Source organism: Leptolyngbya sp. FACHB-541, assembly GCF_014695875.1.
Lineage (GTDB): Bacteria > Cyanobacteriota > Cyanobacteriia > Elainellales > Elainellaceae > JAAUTN01.
Genome location: NZ_JACJPC010000148.1, coordinates 12837 through 28190 on the forward strand (window position 1 = coordinate 12837; position 15354 = coordinate 28190).

Consider the following 15354-nt stretch of genomic DNA (forward strand, 5'->3'; position numbering starts at 1 on the left):
TTAGCTGAATTTAGTATCACGGTTGTGAGGAGTTTCAAAGTCGATAATGGGCCCTTTAGGAACAATGCGGGTTGGGTTTACCTTGGGGTGGCTCTTGTAGTAGTGGCGCTTGATGTGGTCGAGGTTACAGGTTTCTTTAACACCGGGGTGCTGATATAAATCGCGCAAGTAGCCCCAGAGGTTGGGGTAATCCACAATGCGGCGCAGGTTGCACTTGAAGTGAACGTAGTAGACTGCGTCGAAGCGTAGCAGCGTGGTGAACATGCAGATGTCGGCTTCGGTGTGGCGATCGCCACACAAATATCGTTGCTTGCCTAGCACCGTTTCCCAATGATCTAAATTCTCGAATAGCTCGGTGACGGCTTCTTCGTAGGCTTCCTGAGTGGTGGCAAATCCGGCGCGATAAACTCCGTTGTTGATCGGTCGATAGATTGCGTCGATGGTTTCATCAATTTGTTGCTGGAGCGCTTCGGGATAGAGGTCTGCATCGGGTTTGGCAATTCCACCAAACTCAGTGTCTAACATGCGAATGATCTCGCGAGATTCGTTGTTGACGATGGTGCCTTTTTGCTTATCCCACAGTACTGGAACAGTGACGCGTCCGGTGTAGTCTGATTCAACCTTCGTGTAAAGCTCCCACAGGTAACGGGTGTGGTTCACGGTGTCGGGAATGCAGCCTTCGCCATCGGAGAATTCCCAACTGTTGTCACCTAGTTCAGGATCGACAATTGATACGGAGATTGCATCGCTCAGTCCTTTGAGCTGACGTATGATCAGCGTGCGATGCGCCCAGGGGCAAGCCAGAGAGACGTAGAGATGATAGCGATCGCGCTCAGCCTTAAACCCACTAGAACCATCTGCCGTGATCCAGTTACGAAACGTGGTCGAGGGGCGGACAAACTTACCTTTTTTGTCTTCTTGTTCCCGTTCTGTGACCCACTTCCCATCCATCAACATGCCGAGTCCCATAATCTTCTCCCTGACTGCTTGAAATCTACCGAATCGCCATCTCTCTATTGCCCAGCCTAGCGCGATTGTGTGGGGCGCTAAAATCTATCGCTGGACCCAGCGGAACGATGCGATTAGGATTCAGTTGAGGAATTCCGGCGTAATAGAGCCGTTTAACGTGTTCAATGCTGCATACTTCTGCCACACCTGGATGCTGGTAAAGATCGCGCAGATAGCCCCACAGGTTGGGGTAATCGACCAGTCGCCGCAGGTTGCACTTAAATAGACCGTGATAAGCCAGGTCAAACCGAAACAGCGTGGTGAACATGCAGATGTCAGCTTCGGTGAAGCGATCGCCACACAAATATCTTTGATTTTCCAACACCTCTTCCCACCGATCCAAAGCGGCGAATAGCTCTGTCACCGCTTCCTCGTAAGCCTCCTGTGAATTGGCAAATCCAGACCGATATACCCCGTTGTTGATGGGCTGATAGATCTCGTCGATGGTCTGATCAATCTGTTGCTGAAAATCTTTGGGATAGAGGTCAGCCCCGGTCGTAGAAAAAGCCGCAAACTCGGTGTCAAACATCCGAATGATTTGGCGTGATTCATTATTGACAATTGCGCCTGTCTGCTTGTCCCACAGCACGGGAACGGTGACTCGTCCTGAGTAATTAAGATCTGCCAGTGTGTAAACTTCGCGCAAATAGTGAGTGCCGTTCACCACGTCGGGAATACATTCTGGCGCATCAGAGAACGTCCAGCCTTCCTCACTAATTACCGGATCAACAATTGACAGGCTGATTACATCCTCCAAGCCTTTCAGCTTTCGCATGATCACGGTGCGATGTGCCCAAGGACAACCTAGCGACACGTAGAGGTGATAGCGTCCTGGTTCAGCTTTAAAGCCGCTGGAGCCATCTGCTGTCACTGTGTTGTGAAAGTGAGTCGGCATTCGGTTAAATCTGCCCTTCTCGTCTCGCTCTGTCCAGTCTTTAACCCACTTGCCATCAACCAACATTCCCAGTGCCATCGGTTTGCTCCAGTAGTTTTGGTATTCAGATCTCTTACACAGAAACTCGTTTAAAGCCTCGTCTCCAGGTTCTACCTGGGGATGCCCCAGTTGGGGCTCTGTCTCTTGCAATTTCTACGAGGCAGAGCCTCACCAGAGGCATTACAAGGCAGAGCCTTGGAACGAGAAGAGGTTTAGCGGGTGCGATCGAGACTGATGCGTCCAGGTCCGTATTGCATAACCAGGAGCAGACCGCCGAGCAATCCCAGGTTTTTGAGAAACATGATTTGCTGAATCGGATCGGCAAAGTTGGTGTGAAAGATCAGCGTGGCGGGAATCAGGAAAATCACCAGCGCGATCGCTCCGAGGCGAGTTTTGTAGCCCAGCAGCAGGGAAAGTCCGCCAGCTAGTTCAATGGCGATCGCCAATACTAAAAACAATCCCGTCCAAAACATACCGTTAGCTGCCATGTATTCCTGGGTGCCTACCGGATTCAGAATTTTGTTTACGCCGGACACCAGATAAATCGAAGACAACAAAATTCGGGCAATCAGGGGAACGATGTCCCTGTCATTACTTGCTTGAGTAGTGCTAGTGGGTTGTGAATTGGGATAAGAAGCCGAATCAGGAGCCAAAATTTTAATTTTCACGGTGTTTTCCTCGCATTTCCTGGGTGTGTCTGTCTCTACTGCCTTGCGTACCTATTGCCCTACCGCTCTATTGCTTTGCCCAGTCAGAAATTACAACGGTCTGTGGTGCTTCAAGTTCTAATGCGATCGGCTGGAATGGGGTGCCCTTGTGAGAACCATCGCAGTAAGGCGCATTTTTGCTTTGCCCACAGCTACAGATCCAGTAAGTGCCTGCATCCAGAGGTAATACAAAGGGTTCGCGGCTAGTTGAAGGTTGAGTCATGGCGATCGCTCCTAATCAAAGTTCCAAATATATTTGAACCGATACAATCTGCTTCTGCACTGTTTGAACCAGTACTTTCATGTTCTATCACGGTTATTGTTTGAATGCAAACAATTAAAAGTGGAAAATCCTGTTTGCCTCGAAGATAATTTGAGCGAATCGCCAATTGCACCGAAGATGAAGTAGACCCTAGAGCTTGTTTCAAGGAAATGACTACTGCCAATTCTGTTCACGCTGCTGCACGTCAAGGTTTTCAGATTGGGGCTGATGCCTATGAACGAGGCAGACCTGGCTATCCTGCCGCAGCGATTGAGTTTTTGCAGCAAACGCTCAACCTTTCATCTGCCACAACGGTCGTAGATCTGGCAGCAGGAACAGGTAAATTTACCCGGCAGTTACAAGATTTGGGCTGTCAAGTCGTGGCGATCGAGCCAGTTGAAGGGATGCGGCAAAAATTTGAAGCGCTTTTGCCGAATATACCTGTTCTTAACGGAACCGCTGAATCCATTCCCTTAGACGCTGCTTCGACTGATGTAGTTACCGTCGCTCAAGCATTTCACTGGTTTCAGGGAGAAGCGGCGTTAGCAGAAATTCATCGGGTGCTAAAGCCGGGTGGCTACCTTGGGTTGATTTGGAATGTTCGCGATGAGTCAGTAGATTGGGTAGCGCAAATCTCAGCAATCATTACGCCCCACGAGGGAGATGCACCCCGTTATCGAACCGGACAGTGGCGAACAGCGTTTGAGCAAACGGACTTATTCACACCGCTCGAAACTCAAATTTTTTCCTATGCACATCAGTATGATCTGGACGCAGCTATTGATCGAGTTGCTTCTATTAGTTTCATTGCCGCACTCAATGCTCAAACACAGCAAACCGTTCTTCGGCAAGTGCGTGAATTACTTGAACATCATCCTCAAACACGCGATCGCCCCATCATTGAGCATCCCTATCGCACAGAGGTTTTTTGGTGTACTAGGAAAAGTTAGAAAATACTCCGCAGTTTCTTTAGCGCTGCCAAAATTTCTTCCAGATCGGACGAATCGAGCTTGTCAAATCGCTGTTTGATGTAGGCAATCTGAGCCGGAAAAACTTGCTCAAACAGTTGCTCCCCTTCGGGGGTTAGCACGATGACAAAACAGCGGCGATCGCCCTCTGGCACTTCACGTCGGACAAATCCCTTTTTTTCCAGGCGATCGACAATGCCAGTGAGCGTTCCCTTAGTCACCAGGGTTTTCTCAGCTAGCGTATTCATCGTCATGCCCGTAGTATTTCCCAGGGTGGCAATCACATCAAATTGAGGGGAAGTCAGCCCCAGTTGGCGGATATTTTCATCGGTATAACTTTCAAACGCCTGATAGGCTCTCACTAACTCTCGCATCACGGGTACAAACGGCTGTTTGGCAGCCCTTTTGGCATCAAGCGGTTGGTCAGGGGGCTGGTCAATTAAAGTCTGGTCGGTTGGCGATCGCTCCACGCTGTTATTCCAATTTCTTAAACTACGTTTGGTTTACCACAAAGAAGTACTAATGCAAACCATTTTTAGCATAAACCAAAAAACCTGGAAATGCTGCCACTCTCAGGAGAGACTTGTATGCTCCTGCTTGGTCATTGGGAATGACAAGTAGCCTTTCAGTCAAATTTGACCTGCTAGTCGTTTACCTGCTGCTAGAGTCTAAGTTTTGTAAAGCAACAGTTAGAAAAGCTTGAGCTTGCTCAACTAGCGTTTTGGCATCTCGCTGAGATAATTCAGGAACAGGATCATAGTCTGCACGAGCATGGCATAGTAAGCACGAGATACTGCAAACTCATAAAATCCTTGTTCAATCAAATTTTGAGACGCTTCCAGGCTACGTTGTGCTTTGTGAAGCAGGGCTTGTTGTTCTGGGGTCATAGGACAATTCCGTCAGACTGAATGTTTCGTAGCAGCGGTGAGTTCTCAGTTTCAAACCGCGATCGCCCCATAAATAGTCGAGAAATCAAAAGGTTGTGATCCAGGCATAGTTGAGCAATGAATTGACTGGTGCGACGCAGTTCTTCGCTAGCATTGACCGGATCTTCTAAAACAATTAAGACATCAATGTCAGAGGTGTCCGTTGCTTCGTCTCTAGCATGAGAGCCAAATAAGATAATGCGATCGAGGCGTTCCTGGTATTCCTGCTGAAGGTATTCCCGCAGAGGCGTAAGGATTGTTAGAAGTTTGCGGCGAGGTTGAGTTGAAGGCATAGCATTTCTCAAGCTTGCTCAAATCCTACTTGATTGAGAATTGATATGGATCTAACAGAGTCACCAGAATCTTCGGACAGGTTTTAGACTGAAGGAAGTCAGTCTGAACGAATTGAGTCGGAGAGAAAAGCGCGTGGTTATTTCTATTGCTTCCATGCAAGATCGTCTGCTAGATGCGATTACGCCTTACCGCGATCGCGTCGATTACTTAGAAATTCGACTAGAGCAGGGTGAGGCTAGCGTCATTTCCTATCGCGGGGCGCAGTTGGATGCGGTAGACCGCAGCTTTTCTCTGTCGGGTGGAATTCGCGCCTGTCACAAAGGTGGCTGGAGTTTTGTCACATTCAACGGGTTGTCTGAGCTAAAGGGACGGATTGAAGAGGCGATCGCCCAGGCTCACCTGGTCGGCAGCGAAACTACACAGCTAGCCGATGTGGAACCCATTCAAGATTACGTGTCGGTAAAGTTTGGCAGAGATCCCAGAGGCATTTCCTTAGAGGAAAAGCGGCAACTCGTTGAGCGCTACAATCAACTGTTGCTGGATACCGATCCGCGCATTCAAACGACGATGTCAGGGTATAGCGATCGCTTTAACACCACCTATTTTGTCAATTCTTTAGGCACCTGCATTGCTCAAGAACGGCTGGATGTCTCTGGTAGATTTGGCGTGATTGCTAGAGGTGAAGGCGGCGTGGTGCGTCAGGGGTTTGAGTCGATTCACTCTCGCTCTGACTACAACGTGCTGCTGGGCGCTGAGGATCGGGTCCACAGTGCGGCAAAGCGAGCGATCGGTCAGCTTGACGCAACGTCGGTTAAGGGCGGACAGTACACCGTTCTGCTTGACCCATATCTGGCAGGCGTGTTCATTCACGAGGCGTTTGGGCATCTCTCAGAGGCAGATTTTGTTTATGAGAATCCCAGAATGCAGGAACTGCTGGTCGTGGGCAAACCTCTTGGGATTCCTCAACTGAATGTGGTAGACGATGCCACAATGCCTGACCTCCCCGGTTCCTTGAAGTATGACGATGAGGGCGTTCCGGCGCAGCGCAAGTTTTTGATTAAGGATGGCGTGTTGACCCAGCGCTTACACAACCGGGAAACCGCAGGCAAGATGCACGAGCAGCCAACGGGCAATGCGAGAGCAATGAATGCAACCCATCCGCCAATCGTGCGAATGACGAATACCGGAATCGAACCAGGCGATCGCACCTTTGAAGAAATGATTGGCGACATTGAGGAAGGAGTCTACGCCGTTCGCATGTTAGGCGGACAAACCAATGGTGAGATGTTCACTTTTGCAGCGGCTGAAGGCTTCATGATTCGGGATGGCAAAATTGCTGAACCGGTTAGCGATGTCACCCTCAGCGGCAATGTCTTCCAGACGTTGAAGGACATTGAGGCGATCGGCAGCGATTCTGTTTACACGAATGGCGGTTGCGGTAAGGGTGGTCAATCTCCTCTACCCGTCAGCGTTGGTGGTCCTCATGTTCGGATTAAGAACGTTGTTGTAGGTGGGCGCTAAAGTAGCTGGCGATCGAGAATTAAGGAAGTTGCAGGGTGGATTGTCCCATCCACCCTGTTGTTGTGCTAAATAAAACGGTGCGTTTGCTTGTCACGCAACGCACCCTACAAGGTGGCGATCGCACTGCGATGTAGTTGTTCTAACACCTCGATCAATGTTAGAAAACGCACTATGCTAAACGCCGGTACAGTTCAGCATTTTTTGTCAGCACATAATTAGCTGCATCAAGAAACTCGCTCTTTTGAGAATTGAGCCAATCCTCTAAGCTTGCCTTCAACAAAACTTCGAACGCAATTCCATGCGCTGCTGCCAAGTCTTGTAGCTTTTGAAATTGGCTATCTGAGAGATCAATGGTGATAGAAACCACAGCGATCGCTCTCCTCATGGTTTTGAGTAGAGTCTAACATTCGCAACTAACTGGCAAGCTTTTGTACAGTCGTAAAGCACCAGAATAATGTCATGCTTGGAGTAGCTGGGCATACACATCATCCTCACCATTGTCCCAAACTGCATCAAGTGAGGTTTGGCTTGCTTTCAACCAAAATTCAACCTCATCGTCAGGTAAAACTGTCACCAGCACCCTTCCCCCTTCCGGTAGTTCTGCTAACTCCAATAGCTCAATTTTTCCTTGCCGAACCGTAGCCCAAAGCGTTTTTAGCATATCTGTTGCATGAGATTATGCTGTAGTTCCTGTTTGTGCGATCGCCTTACTGCTACCTTCAAGGCGATGCGTGCAGACAGCATAACGTTCCTGGTCAGCGGTTGCAGATACCTTTGCAACACCACAAGCGGCTTGGGTCAATCCGCCGCACCAGGGTTGTTAGCTGGCGTTTACCTTCACCTTTTAATTTAAAGAGTTAGCAAGGTAAGAAATTAAATTCATAAAAAATGAACAAAAGCTGAATCTTGATAAGTTGACTTACCCGATAAATCTAGCCGTAGCAAGGAAATAATGTAGTCTGCCAAAGCATCTTTATGGTTGAGTTGAGGATTGTTCTCCTCCCTATTCAAAATACGTGCCACACTTCCAATAAACAGGTCTGACAATTGGATGTAAAAATTTTCTGCCGACTCAATAGCAACTAATCGCTTGAGGGTAGCTTCATTTTCAAAGTGTTTAGTGAAGGAGGCATGTAGATCTTGTTCCAACCTTGCCATTTCTAGTTTATCTGTTCCGTCTTCTTTATCTTTGTAAATGTTGACATACCGAGGTAAAGTTAACCGCTTAGTCTGAACTTCATGTTTAATTCCTATGTGAACAAGTTGATAGTGTAGTTCTCGAATGATCTCATTAGAACTCTTGCGAGTTCCAGCCTGCTCAAGAGCTACAGCCTTAAAGCTAAAAGTGTCAAAATGACTAAGAGCTGTGGTGAAGAACTCTTTATATTCTTCCAACCTTTGTCTACTCAACTTTGTAAAATGGAACTCATATGAAATACCTTTCTTTACTTTCCATTGGGTTAAATTGACCAGCAATGTATAAGACTGCACATCACCTGGACTACATAGCCCTCCTACAATTGAATATTTTCCATTTTTGCTACTCTCATCTACATAGAAACTTATTTCTGGAATATCAGGTGGCTTGTCAGCTAATTGCTTATTCTTCTCATCTTCCTCTTTATCCCTTCGATGATTCCTGACTTCTGTATCTGCCAAAAACAGTTTGTATTCATTTTGGATCTTTGCCCGTGCTCTTGTGATCGACGTCAATTTTGTTAGCTTTTGCATTTTTTCTTCATCAATCACTCCATATCCAGCATATTCAGGTTCAAAAACCCTCCAAAATCTCCATGCAAGGGCGTTATCTGAATTTCGTGCTTCAGGGTAATGATTTAGAATAAAAGCTACTTTTTCACGTACTCCATCTAAATTGGATTCCGCTAATTTATTAAGTAACGATTCTCGTTCAAGGTCAACTTTTTGCTCTTTGGTGAGTTCAGTAGCCTCTTCTGCAATCTCTAACTGTATAGGTTCGAGAGCAGTCGTTTCTTCGTTATTCATAAAACATTGGATCTTAAATTGAAATATATTCTAACTAAAGTCTAAAATTCCTACTTCAATCAACATGGCATCGAACGCCTTTGAGATGTAAAGGAGTCAATACAGTAGAAAGCCTATTACCTGGATGCGTAGTCAACTAACAATATTATTAGCCCAAAATCTTCCGTATAAGATGCCTGTACGGATGGTTATGCAGAATCATTCTGCATAATGTGCTAATGAAGTAGAGATACGGAATGATTCCCCATACTTACACAAGGTCAGAGATTCAGTTAATGGTTAACCTTGCATCGTTTTAGCGTTAGGTCGAGATGTTGCTTGGCTTAGAGCGATCGCCCCCTCCCAGAACGATCGCCCCTTCCCTCTGATCCTTATCCTTTTTGGCGATCGCGCATTAAGATACTCATCACTTCACCCGTATCGGGTGCGGGTAACAATGGACTCCATGCGCCTGCTTCGGCAAAGCCGCGACTGTGGAGTTCGTGAATGGTGCTGATTACGCCATCACGAGAGCTAATAATCAGGACTCGAACTCGTTCGCGTTCAGGGAGCGGGATAGGAGAAGCTTCTCCCTCAACGGTTGCCCAGTTGAGAGATTCTACGAAACAGTGAGACATGAGTTGTGACTCCGTTAGGGTTTGCAAAGAAACCCCAAAAACCTAGCCACCCCGCACTAATTTCACGCGCTGCAAAAGTGAGTGGGAGAACGAAAAGTGAGTAAACTCACTTTCATTCTCTAAAGGGTTTGCAACGCTTCTTTGACATGACAAGTCGGGATGGCTAAGGGAGTGTTAAAATTCACCGTTAGCCGCCAGACTGCTTCTACCAGTTTGGGGGTTAGTCGCTCATTGCTGGGCCAACAGCTTTGAGCGGCGCTAGATCTTTGGGTTCTATCAGGTTGCCGCAAGTAAAAAATACAACCTTAGCGTGACAGCATATCTGAGTGAACGGTATCTCGTCAAGGTGGTAAGTTACGAAGTTTTTGAGGAGATGAGGAGGGCGATCGCTCCTCTTACCAGTATGTTTTCTAGAAAATGTAAACAAAAACAGGTTTAAGAGTTTAAAACAAGGTTTTTAAATTTCAAAACAAGGTTTACAAGCTTAAAACAAGGTTTTTAAGTTTGAAATCAGGTTTTTGAGTTTAAAACCTTGTTTTAAACTTCTAAAACAGGTTTACGAGTTTGAAACCTTGTTTTTAAATCTAAAATCAGGTTTTTGAGTTTGAAAATTAATTTTCTGAGTCGAGTAGGACATACGCAAACAGAAGCAGTCCTGTATATTTATTGGCAGAATGCACTGGCGTAAGTTGAACTGTGGCAAATCGAGTTGTAGGGAATCGAACGGTTAGCCGCGAAGGTTACGCAAACTTGTCCCGTCACAGTTTGATTGTTTGTGCCACTCTGGTACAAAATCCGGCAAATCTGGGTGGTTTGTGTCGCACAGCTGAGGCGTTTCGGTTGGAATCGCTGGTGCTAGCAGATGGGGCGATCATCCAAACTCCTGCCTTCAAAAATCTGTCCGCTTCCACTCACCACTGGCAACCATTCACCATTTGTCCCGTTGAATCCTTGCTCACCTTGCTTACCCAACAACAGCAGTCAGGCTACAATCTCATTGCTCTTCACACCAGCCCAGAAGCAATTCCTTTAACCCAGTTCACCTTTCCGCGTCAGTCTGTTCTGATTCTCGGACAAGAACTCACAGGCATTCCCTCAAATGTGCTGGAATTGTGTGATCAGATGGTGATGATTCCGCAGTTTGGGTTAGTGGAGTCTTTGAACGTGCAGACGGCAGGGGCGATCGCCATTTACGAATATGTGAAACAGCATTCTGATGAAACCTAAAGGAAAGCTTTAACCTTGCTATTCCTCCCTTTCAACCTTCACCCACATCAGTAGAATCTAGACACAGGAGGGAAATGAATATGGGATCTTCTATTGTTGTTAGTGATGCAAATTTTGCGGCTGAAGTGGTGCAAAAGTCTTACGAAAAGCCAGTACTGGTAGACTTTTTTGCTCAGTGGTGTGGACCCTGCCAGATGCTCAAGCCGGTTTTGGAAAAGCTGACCCAAGAGTATGACTTTGTGTTGGCGAAAGTAGATATTGACCAAAACCCAGAGCTAGCGAGCACTTATGGAATTGAGGGCGTTCCTGATGTGCGGGTGGTGAGCCATGGTGAACTCAGCAACGGCTTTGTAGGTATGTTGCCCGAAGCTGAGATTCGAGATTTGCTGGCTCAGCTTGGGCTGAAGTCAGAGTTGGAATTGGGGTTGGAAGCTGTAAGGGAGGCGATCGCCGCAAATAACCCAGCCCAGGCAAAACAGCAGTTTGACCAGCTATTTCAGAAATATCCTGAAGACCGCAAGCTGATTTTAGAAGCTGCCAAATTTCTGCTCAGTTTGAATCAGTTGGAGCCTGCCCAGAAAATGCTGGCAACGATTCAAGAACATGAGAAGGGCTATTTTGCAGAAGCGCAAGCAATCAAAGCGATGATTCAGTTTCAGCAAGAAACTGACAATCCGGTGATCGAGTCTGAGCTAGACCAGCAGTTCTCGAATGCCTCCAAACTAGCGCTAGAGCAGAACTATGAAGCGGCGCTGCAAGGCTTTTTGGCGATCGTCGGGAAAGACCGCAAATACAAAAACGACGGCGCTAGAAAAGCTATGATTGCCATCTTTGATCTGCTAGGAGACGACCATCCGCTAACCAAAGGTTATCGGAAGCAGCTAATGCTAACGCTGTACTAAGCCGAGCTTTTTAGCGATCGCCCCTCACCCAATCTGGTTTCTCACCCACTGCCGAAAAATCTTCACCAACTCCAGGTAATCAGTTGTTTCAGCCTGTTGTAGAAACTTGGAGATTTCTGGAACTGGCACGTTTGAGAAGAATTGACTGGTCTGAGAATTGATGTAAGTATCACTTTGTAATTGTTTGATTACAAGAAATTCCCCGTTGTAAATCCAGACTTCTACTACGCCTAAATCTGCATAGACTTGGAGGCGATCGCTAGAGCTACTAGTGACATCGATTTCAACTACAAGATCGGGAGCAGGGTCTTTGTCTAAATCCAGTCGTTTTTTCCCCGAACCGCAGCAATATTACGAATGTAAAAACATTTATCGGGTTCTGCCCCGCTCAGTTCAGGACGTTTGAATGTCATTGAGCCAAGAGGATAAATTTGCACCTCCAACTCTTCTGCGATTGTCTCTACGAAACGACCTAAAACTTCTTTGCCAAGTTCATGTTCAGGGGAAGGGGTCAGGATTTCTAAATTGCCGCGATTGTAAGTGAGGCGGAGACGGCGATCGCTCAATTCTTCCAGCAGTGTTTCATAGGTCTGCCAGCTAATTCCCGATAAATGAACTACTTCAATAAGGGAAGGTGAAGTTGCAAGCATGAGACAAAAGCGTAGGGTGTTTACATTTTAGATTGGGGAAGGCGATCGCTCGCTGCGTCCAGATTGCTTACGAACGCAACACCAGCGCTGCCATTTGTAATCTCAAACAACAGTTAGCTGGTAGCTAATCGTTAATTGCAATAATCAAGAAATTAAGACTCTTGAGCATAGCCATTTTCACGCAAGAAAGTGCGGAGACTGTTAAAGAACTGTTGGCGATCGCTTCCCTGGTAAGCCTGCTCTACCATCTGCCAACCTTCCTGTGCCTGCCCTAACAAGTGTTTATCTGCCAGATAAGCTGCCCAAACGACCTTCATCGTAGGATCTGTTCTGACCCTGGTATCTCCACTACTCTGACGCTGCCAGTAGTGTGACCAGAGAATGTAGGCATGGCTCCCTAACTCTTGCGGATATTGGCGCGTCACGTCAGCCATTCTGCCGTCCTGATATTGCAAAACCCGCAGCGGCAAAACGCTGGGTGAATAGCTGCTTTCCTGAAGCTGTTCCGACATCTCAACCGACGGAAAGCCAAAGGGATAAGCGAACAGATTATCATTTGTCAGAAATTCTGGCGCTCCATCTTCATTCAAATCGCGTAGCCGATAACCTGCATAACCCCAAAAATGCTCCGTGTAGGAATAAGTTTGCTGTTCAGGGTCATACCGATAAATTTGGGTATAGGTGCAGCAACCTCCAGGGCGATCGCCGAAGTCAAACAAAATCTCGAGTTCACCATCCTGATTCAGGTCTACCACCTTGAGTGATTCTGGGAAAGGACGATTGCCCGGCGACTGTATATTTGACGGGTTGCCATAGGTGCTGCGGGCAGTGGCAAGATCCTGATCGATCAAAGTCTGACCCGCTCTGACGACTCGCAGCTTAAAGTTGGCGAACTGAGACGGTTCAGCCCCCAAAACTTCTCCGCTATAAGACAGTTCAGCAACCACATCATCACTTGATTGCGTCACGCGAATTTCGCCCGATGCTTTAGCAACCTGCGGTGAAGCGATCGCCAAACCTAGCACCAAAACCCGACTCAGCCAAGCAGCAATCTTGATTTTTTGTGTCATCGTCAACCCAAATATTGGTAGTGGCACAGCCAACGCGAGGCATAAGCTTGCTTTGCCTCCTCCAACGCAGCACTGCCATGAGCATTCTTGCAAAATCCATACTCGGCACCCTGAGTCATTTTATTTTGAAATGATCCAAAGCGAAACCGAGGGAGCCACCAAGCACTTGCCTCCCATCAATGCGAAGCGCGCCATGCCACCTATCCCCAATCCAATTGCAGAGGGGGTCTGGGGGACGCGCCTCGTCCCCCAGTGGGGGGCTGGGGGCAAGTCCCCAGAAAAAGACCCAACTGAGACGAGGAATCAGAACTGCCTATGATACGCTATCTGCGTAATTAAATTTAGTCTCATGACCAGCAGTCATTCAGGATGTTACTGCTGATACATAGAACAACGAGTGGCAGGAGTTTAGGGCTATGGTATTGCGAGTCGGGCTACTATTTGGCGGCTGTTCAGGAGAGCATGAAGTTTCAATTCGGTCTGCTCAGGCGATCGCCCAAGCCCTAAGCTCCGGTGCCAACACCGACAAATACCAGATCAACCCCGTCTACATTCAAAAAGATGGTCGCTGGCTAGGAGCGGCGATCGCCCAACAGGTACTCGAAAGCGGCACCCCCCTACAAATTTCTGCATCCGACCCCGCTTTACCTGACGAAAAGCAAGCCGCCGAAAATTCTACAGGTACCCTTCAAGCTACCGATTCTCAAAAATTGCGCTGGCAGTCTCCCGCCCAAGTCGCCGATGTAGACGTATGGTTTCCGATTTTGCACGGACCAAACGGCGAAGATGGCAGCGTTCAGGGATTGCTCAAACTCATGCAAGTTCCCTTTGTGGGCTCAGGCATTCTCGGTTCCGCCTTAGGAATGGACAAGATCGCCATGAAAATGGTCTTTGCTCAGGCTGGGCTCCCTCAAGTCAAATACGTAGCCGTCAACCGTTCGCAAATCTGGTCAAACCCCTGTGTTTTTCCAAAACTATGTGACGAAATCGAACAAACGCTGGGCTATCCCTGCTTCGTCAAACCCGCCAACCTAGGTTCCTCAGTTGGAATTGCCAAAGTGCGATCGCGCCCCGAACTCGAAGCAGCCTTAGACAATGCCGCCAGCTATGATCGCCGCCTCGTTGTCGAAGCCGGAGTCACCGCCCGTGAAGTAGAATGCGCCGTCTTAGGAAATGACCAACCTAGAGCATCCGTCATCGGTGAAATCACCTATGAGAGCGATTTTTATGATTACGAAACTAAATACACTGAGGGATTAGCAGGACTGTTGATTCCTGCCCCTTTACCAGAAGCGATCGCTCAGCAAATCCAAGAAATGTCACTGAAAGCATTTGCCGCAGTTGATGCAGCAGGGCTAGCCAGGATAGACTTCTTCTACGTTGAGGCAACTGGTGAAGTCTTCATCAACGAAATTAATACCTTGCCTGGATTCACAGCAACTAGTATGTATCCAAGGCTCTGGGCAGCTAGTGGGGTTGCCTTTCCAGAACTGGTCGATCAACTAATTCAGCTTGCGCTGGAGCGCGGTTCCTAAACTCTCATGCCTCCTCGGCGCAGCAGACCAGATCGTAGCTAGTATCAAGCGTGACGTATTAGAGATAGTCTGGCTCTGTACTGCTGAGGTTGCAGATGGAAAAGGATCAGATTCACAATCAGACAGCCAACCCAGCAGTGGGACAACTCGTTCTTCCTGCTGCTGGTCAGAGCAAATCAGACTTTGCCCTGCTGATGCGGGCACTCTGCCGCCATCCGTTTCTACTTTGGGGCAGTTTGTGGACAATCTTGCTGATTATTGTTCAGGTTACGCTCAATAGCTTTTTGCTTAACCCTGAATTTGTAACTCAGAGCGAACAAATTCAAGAACCAGCTGCCATTGAGTCACCTGACACACCAGCGTCCCCTTCCGTGTCCCCTTCCGTTGAGGACAAAGATTCCTTACCGCTCTGGTCATTTGGAGCGATCGCCTTTAGCTGTGCGATCGCGTCCTTGATGGTTTCCCAGCGCTTGAGACAGCCTCCCAATGCCCGAAAACCAAAACGTGGCTCCGTTAGTCCTCGAATCTTGGCTCAAAATGGAGCGATTTCTCAATCCCGCCCTACTGCACCTGCCCTGAAACCCTCTACCCTTCGAACTGAATCCGAAGAACCAGGCGTTAGCGTTGTTCCAACAGAGGAAAGCCATCCGTTGGATTGGGGAGAGGAAAATCTGGCAGATAATTTAGATATTCGCTATCGTCGCCCGCTTTCTTTTTGGCGTTAGTGAG

At 47.7% G+C, this 15354-nt stretch carries 19 protein-coding genes and 1 pseudogene; 6 read left to right on the forward strand and 14 right to left on the reverse strand.

The genetic code is table 11. The annotated features are described in order from the left end of the window. The 4 genes from H6G00_RS32835 to H6G00_RS32850 form a co-directional block, all read right to left on the reverse strand. A complete protein-coding gene (locus tag H6G00_RS32835; protein WP_190799952.1) occupies window positions 1-969 on the reverse strand; it encodes a glutathione S-transferase family protein in 969 nt (322 codons plus the stop codon). Window positions 970-994: 25 nt separating this feature from the next. Beyond that, window positions 995-1981, reverse strand: coding sequence for a glutathione S-transferase family protein (locus H6G00_RS32840; protein ID WP_277882020.1), 987 nt, complete (start codon window positions 1979-1981; stop codon window positions 995-997). Between the two features lie 173 nt (window positions 1982-2154). After that, window positions 2155-2610: a DoxX family protein gene (locus tag H6G00_RS32845; RefSeq protein ID WP_347278256.1), complete on the reverse strand. Its 456-nt coding sequence runs from the start codon at window positions 2608-2610 to the stop codon at window positions 2155-2157. Between the two features lie 67 nt (window positions 2611-2677). Further along, window positions 2678-2872 (reverse strand): CDGSH iron-sulfur domain-containing protein, encoded by a 195-nt coding sequence (locus H6G00_RS32850; RefSeq protein ID WP_190799953.1) that lies wholly within the window; start codon window positions 2870-2872, stop codon window positions 2678-2680. Between the two features lie 209 nt (window positions 2873-3081). Here H6G00_RS32850 and H6G00_RS32855 point away from each other — a divergent pair, with 209 nt between their 5' ends. Further along, a complete protein-coding gene (locus H6G00_RS32855; protein WP_190799954.1) occupies window positions 3082-3861 on the forward strand; it encodes a class I SAM-dependent methyltransferase in 780 nt (259 codons plus the stop codon). On the opposite strand, the gene H6G00_RS32860 is transcribed toward H6G00_RS32855, so the two are convergent. The 3 genes from H6G00_RS32860 to H6G00_RS32870 form a co-directional block, all read right to left on the reverse strand. Further along, window positions 3858-4253: a MarR family transcriptional regulator gene (locus tag H6G00_RS32860; RefSeq protein WP_190645099.1), complete on the reverse strand. Its 396-nt coding sequence runs from the start codon at window positions 4251-4253 to the stop codon at window positions 3858-3860. The two genes, H6G00_RS32855 and H6G00_RS32860, sit on opposite strands and share 4 nt — an antisense overlap. Before the next feature lie 339 nt (window positions 4254-4592). After that, entirely contained in the window at window positions 4593-4766 is a 174-nt protein-coding gene (locus tag H6G00_RS32865) for a HEPN domain-containing protein (protein WP_190799955.1), read from the reverse strand. Continuing rightward, window positions 4763-5098 carry a nucleotidyltransferase domain-containing protein gene (locus H6G00_RS32870; RefSeq protein ID WP_190799956.1) on the reverse strand — a complete coding sequence of 112 codons (336 nt, stop codon included), beginning with the start codon at window positions 5096-5098 and terminating at the stop codon, window positions 4763-4765. Before H6G00_RS32870 ends, H6G00_RS32865 begins: the two co-directional genes overlap by 4 nt. Before the next feature lie 154 nt (window positions 5099-5252). On the opposite strand from H6G00_RS32870, the gene H6G00_RS32875 reads away from it, so the two are divergent. Continuing rightward, on the forward strand, window positions 5253-6620 hold the full coding sequence (locus tag H6G00_RS32875; protein ID WP_190800043.1) for a TldD/PmbA family protein: 1368 nt from the start codon (window positions 5253-5255) through the stop codon (window positions 6618-6620). A 169-nt stretch (window positions 6621-6789) separates the two neighbouring features. On the opposite strand, the gene H6G00_RS32880 is transcribed toward H6G00_RS32875, so the two are convergent. The 5 genes from H6G00_RS32880 to H6G00_RS32895 all read right to left on the reverse strand — a co-directional run bounded on the left by H6G00_RS32880 (window position 6790) and on the right by H6G00_RS32895 (window position 9241). Further along, window positions 6790-6987, reverse strand: coding sequence for a DNA-binding protein (locus tag H6G00_RS32880; protein ID WP_190799957.1), 198 nt, complete (start codon window positions 6985-6987; stop codon window positions 6790-6792). Window positions 6988-7077: 90 nt separating this feature from the next. Then, complete coding sequence (locus tag H6G00_RS32885) at window positions 7078-7281, reverse strand: hypothetical protein (RefSeq protein WP_190799958.1); 204 nt, start codon at window positions 7279-7281, stop codon at window positions 7078-7080. 15 nt (window positions 7282-7296) lie between these two features. After that, window positions 7297-7422, reverse strand: a complete 126-nt coding sequence (locus H6G00_RS36410; protein ID WP_277882021.1) for a hypothetical protein — start codon at window positions 7420-7422, stop codon at window positions 7297-7299. A gap of 77 nt (window positions 7423-7499) precedes the next feature. Next, on the reverse strand, window positions 7500-8624 hold the full coding sequence (locus tag H6G00_RS32890; RefSeq protein WP_190799959.1) for a DUF3800 domain-containing protein: 1125 nt from the start codon (window positions 8622-8624) through the stop codon (window positions 7500-7502). A 371-nt stretch (window positions 8625-8995) separates the two neighbouring features. Next, window positions 8996-9241, reverse strand: coding sequence for a hypothetical protein (locus H6G00_RS32895; protein ID WP_190799960.1), 246 nt, complete (start codon window positions 9239-9241; stop codon window positions 8996-8998). 696 nt (window positions 9242-9937) lie between these two features. Here H6G00_RS32895 and H6G00_RS32900 point away from each other — a divergent pair. Both H6G00_RS32900 and H6G00_RS32905 read left to right on the forward strand, forming a co-directional pair. Then, window positions 9938-10468, forward strand: a complete 531-nt coding sequence (locus tag H6G00_RS32900) for an RNA methyltransferase (RefSeq protein ID WP_190799961.1) — start codon at window positions 9938-9940, stop codon at window positions 10466-10468. An 80-nt stretch (window positions 10469-10548) separates the two neighbouring features. Further along, window positions 10549-11370, forward strand: a complete 822-nt coding sequence (locus tag H6G00_RS32905) for a tetratricopeptide repeat protein (protein WP_190799962.1) — start codon at window positions 10549-10551, stop codon at window positions 11368-11370. A 24-nt stretch (window positions 11371-11394) separates the two neighbouring features. Here H6G00_RS32905 and H6G00_RS36950 read toward each other — a convergent pair. Then, window positions 11395-12020: pseudogene (locus H6G00_RS36950) on the reverse strand (Uma2 family endonuclease). A gap of 152 nt (window positions 12021-12172) precedes the next feature. Beyond that, complete coding sequence (locus H6G00_RS32915; protein ID WP_190799963.1) at window positions 12173-13090, reverse strand: hypothetical protein; 918 nt, start codon at window positions 13088-13090, stop codon at window positions 12173-12175. Between the two features lie 416 nt (window positions 13091-13506). Between H6G00_RS32915 and H6G00_RS32920 the strand changes: the two genes are divergently transcribed. After that, the gene (locus H6G00_RS32920) at window positions 13507-14625 is read left to right on the forward strand and encodes a D-alanine--D-alanine ligase family protein (protein WP_190799964.1); all 1119 of its coding nucleotides are present in this window, start codon (window positions 13507-13509) and stop codon (window positions 14623-14625) included. A gap of 95 nt (window positions 14626-14720) precedes the next feature. Continuing rightward, entirely contained in the window at window positions 14721-15350 is a 630-nt protein-coding gene (locus H6G00_RS32925; RefSeq protein ID WP_190799965.1) for a hypothetical protein, read from the forward strand. The last annotated feature ends 4 nt before the right edge of the window (window positions 15351-15354 follow it).

What these genes read in the sequence shown, in the direction of transcription:
- H6G00_RS32905 (WP_190799962.1), top strand. Translation starts at nt 10,549, where the DNA reads ATGGGATCTTCTATTGTTGTTAGTGATGCAAATTTTGCGGCTGAAGTG.
- H6G00_RS32875 (WP_190800043.1), top strand. Translation starts at nt 5,253, where the DNA reads ATGCAAGATCGTCTGCTAGATGCGATTACGCCTTACCGCGATCGCGTC.
- H6G00_RS32915 (WP_190799963.1), bottom strand. Translation starts at nt 13,090, where the DNA reads ATGACACAAAAAATCAAGATTGCTGCTTGGCTGAGTCGGGTTTTGGTG.
- H6G00_RS32850 (WP_190799953.1), bottom strand. Translation starts at nt 2,872, where the DNA reads ATGACTCAACCTTCAACTAGCCGCGAACCCTTTGTATTACCTCTGGAT.
- H6G00_RS32870 (WP_190799956.1), bottom strand. Translation starts at nt 5,098, where the DNA reads ATGCCTTCAACTCAACCTCGCCGCAAACTTCTAACAATCCTTACGCCT.
- H6G00_RS32890 (WP_190799959.1), bottom strand. Translation starts at nt 8,624, where the DNA reads ATGAATAACGAAGAAACGACTGCTCTCGAACCTATACAGTTAGAGATT.
- H6G00_RS32840 (WP_277882020.1), bottom strand. Translation starts at nt 1,981, where the DNA reads ATGGCACTGGGAATGTTGGTTGATGGCAAGTGGGTTAAAGACTGGACA.
- H6G00_RS32925 (WP_190799965.1), top strand. Translation starts at nt 14,721, where the DNA reads ATGGAAAAGGATCAGATTCACAATCAGACAGCCAACCCAGCAGTGGGA.
- H6G00_RS32920 (WP_190799964.1), top strand. Translation starts at nt 13,507, where the DNA reads ATGGTATTGCGAGTCGGGCTACTATTTGGCGGCTGTTCAGGAGAGCAT.
- H6G00_RS32895 (WP_190799960.1), bottom strand. Translation starts at nt 9,241, where the DNA reads ATGTCTCACTGTTTCGTAGAATCTCTCAACTGGGCAACCGTTGAGGGA.
- H6G00_RS32885 (WP_190799958.1), bottom strand. Translation starts at nt 7,281, where the DNA reads ATGCTAAAAACGCTTTGGGCTACGGTTCGGCAAGGAAAAATTGAGCTA.
- H6G00_RS32835 (WP_190799952.1), bottom strand. Translation starts at nt 969, where the DNA reads ATGGGACTCGGCATGTTGATGGATGGGAAGTGGGTCACAGAACGGGAA.
- H6G00_RS32865 (WP_190799955.1), bottom strand. Translation starts at nt 4,766, where the DNA reads ATGACCCCAGAACAACAAGCCCTGCTTCACAAAGCACAACGTAGCCTG.
- H6G00_RS32860 (WP_190645099.1), bottom strand. Translation starts at nt 4,253, where the DNA reads ATGCGAGAGTTAGTGAGAGCCTATCAGGCGTTTGAAAGTTATACCGAT.
- H6G00_RS32855 (WP_190799954.1), top strand. Translation starts at nt 3,082, where the DNA reads ATGACTACTGCCAATTCTGTTCACGCTGCTGCACGTCAAGGTTTTCAG.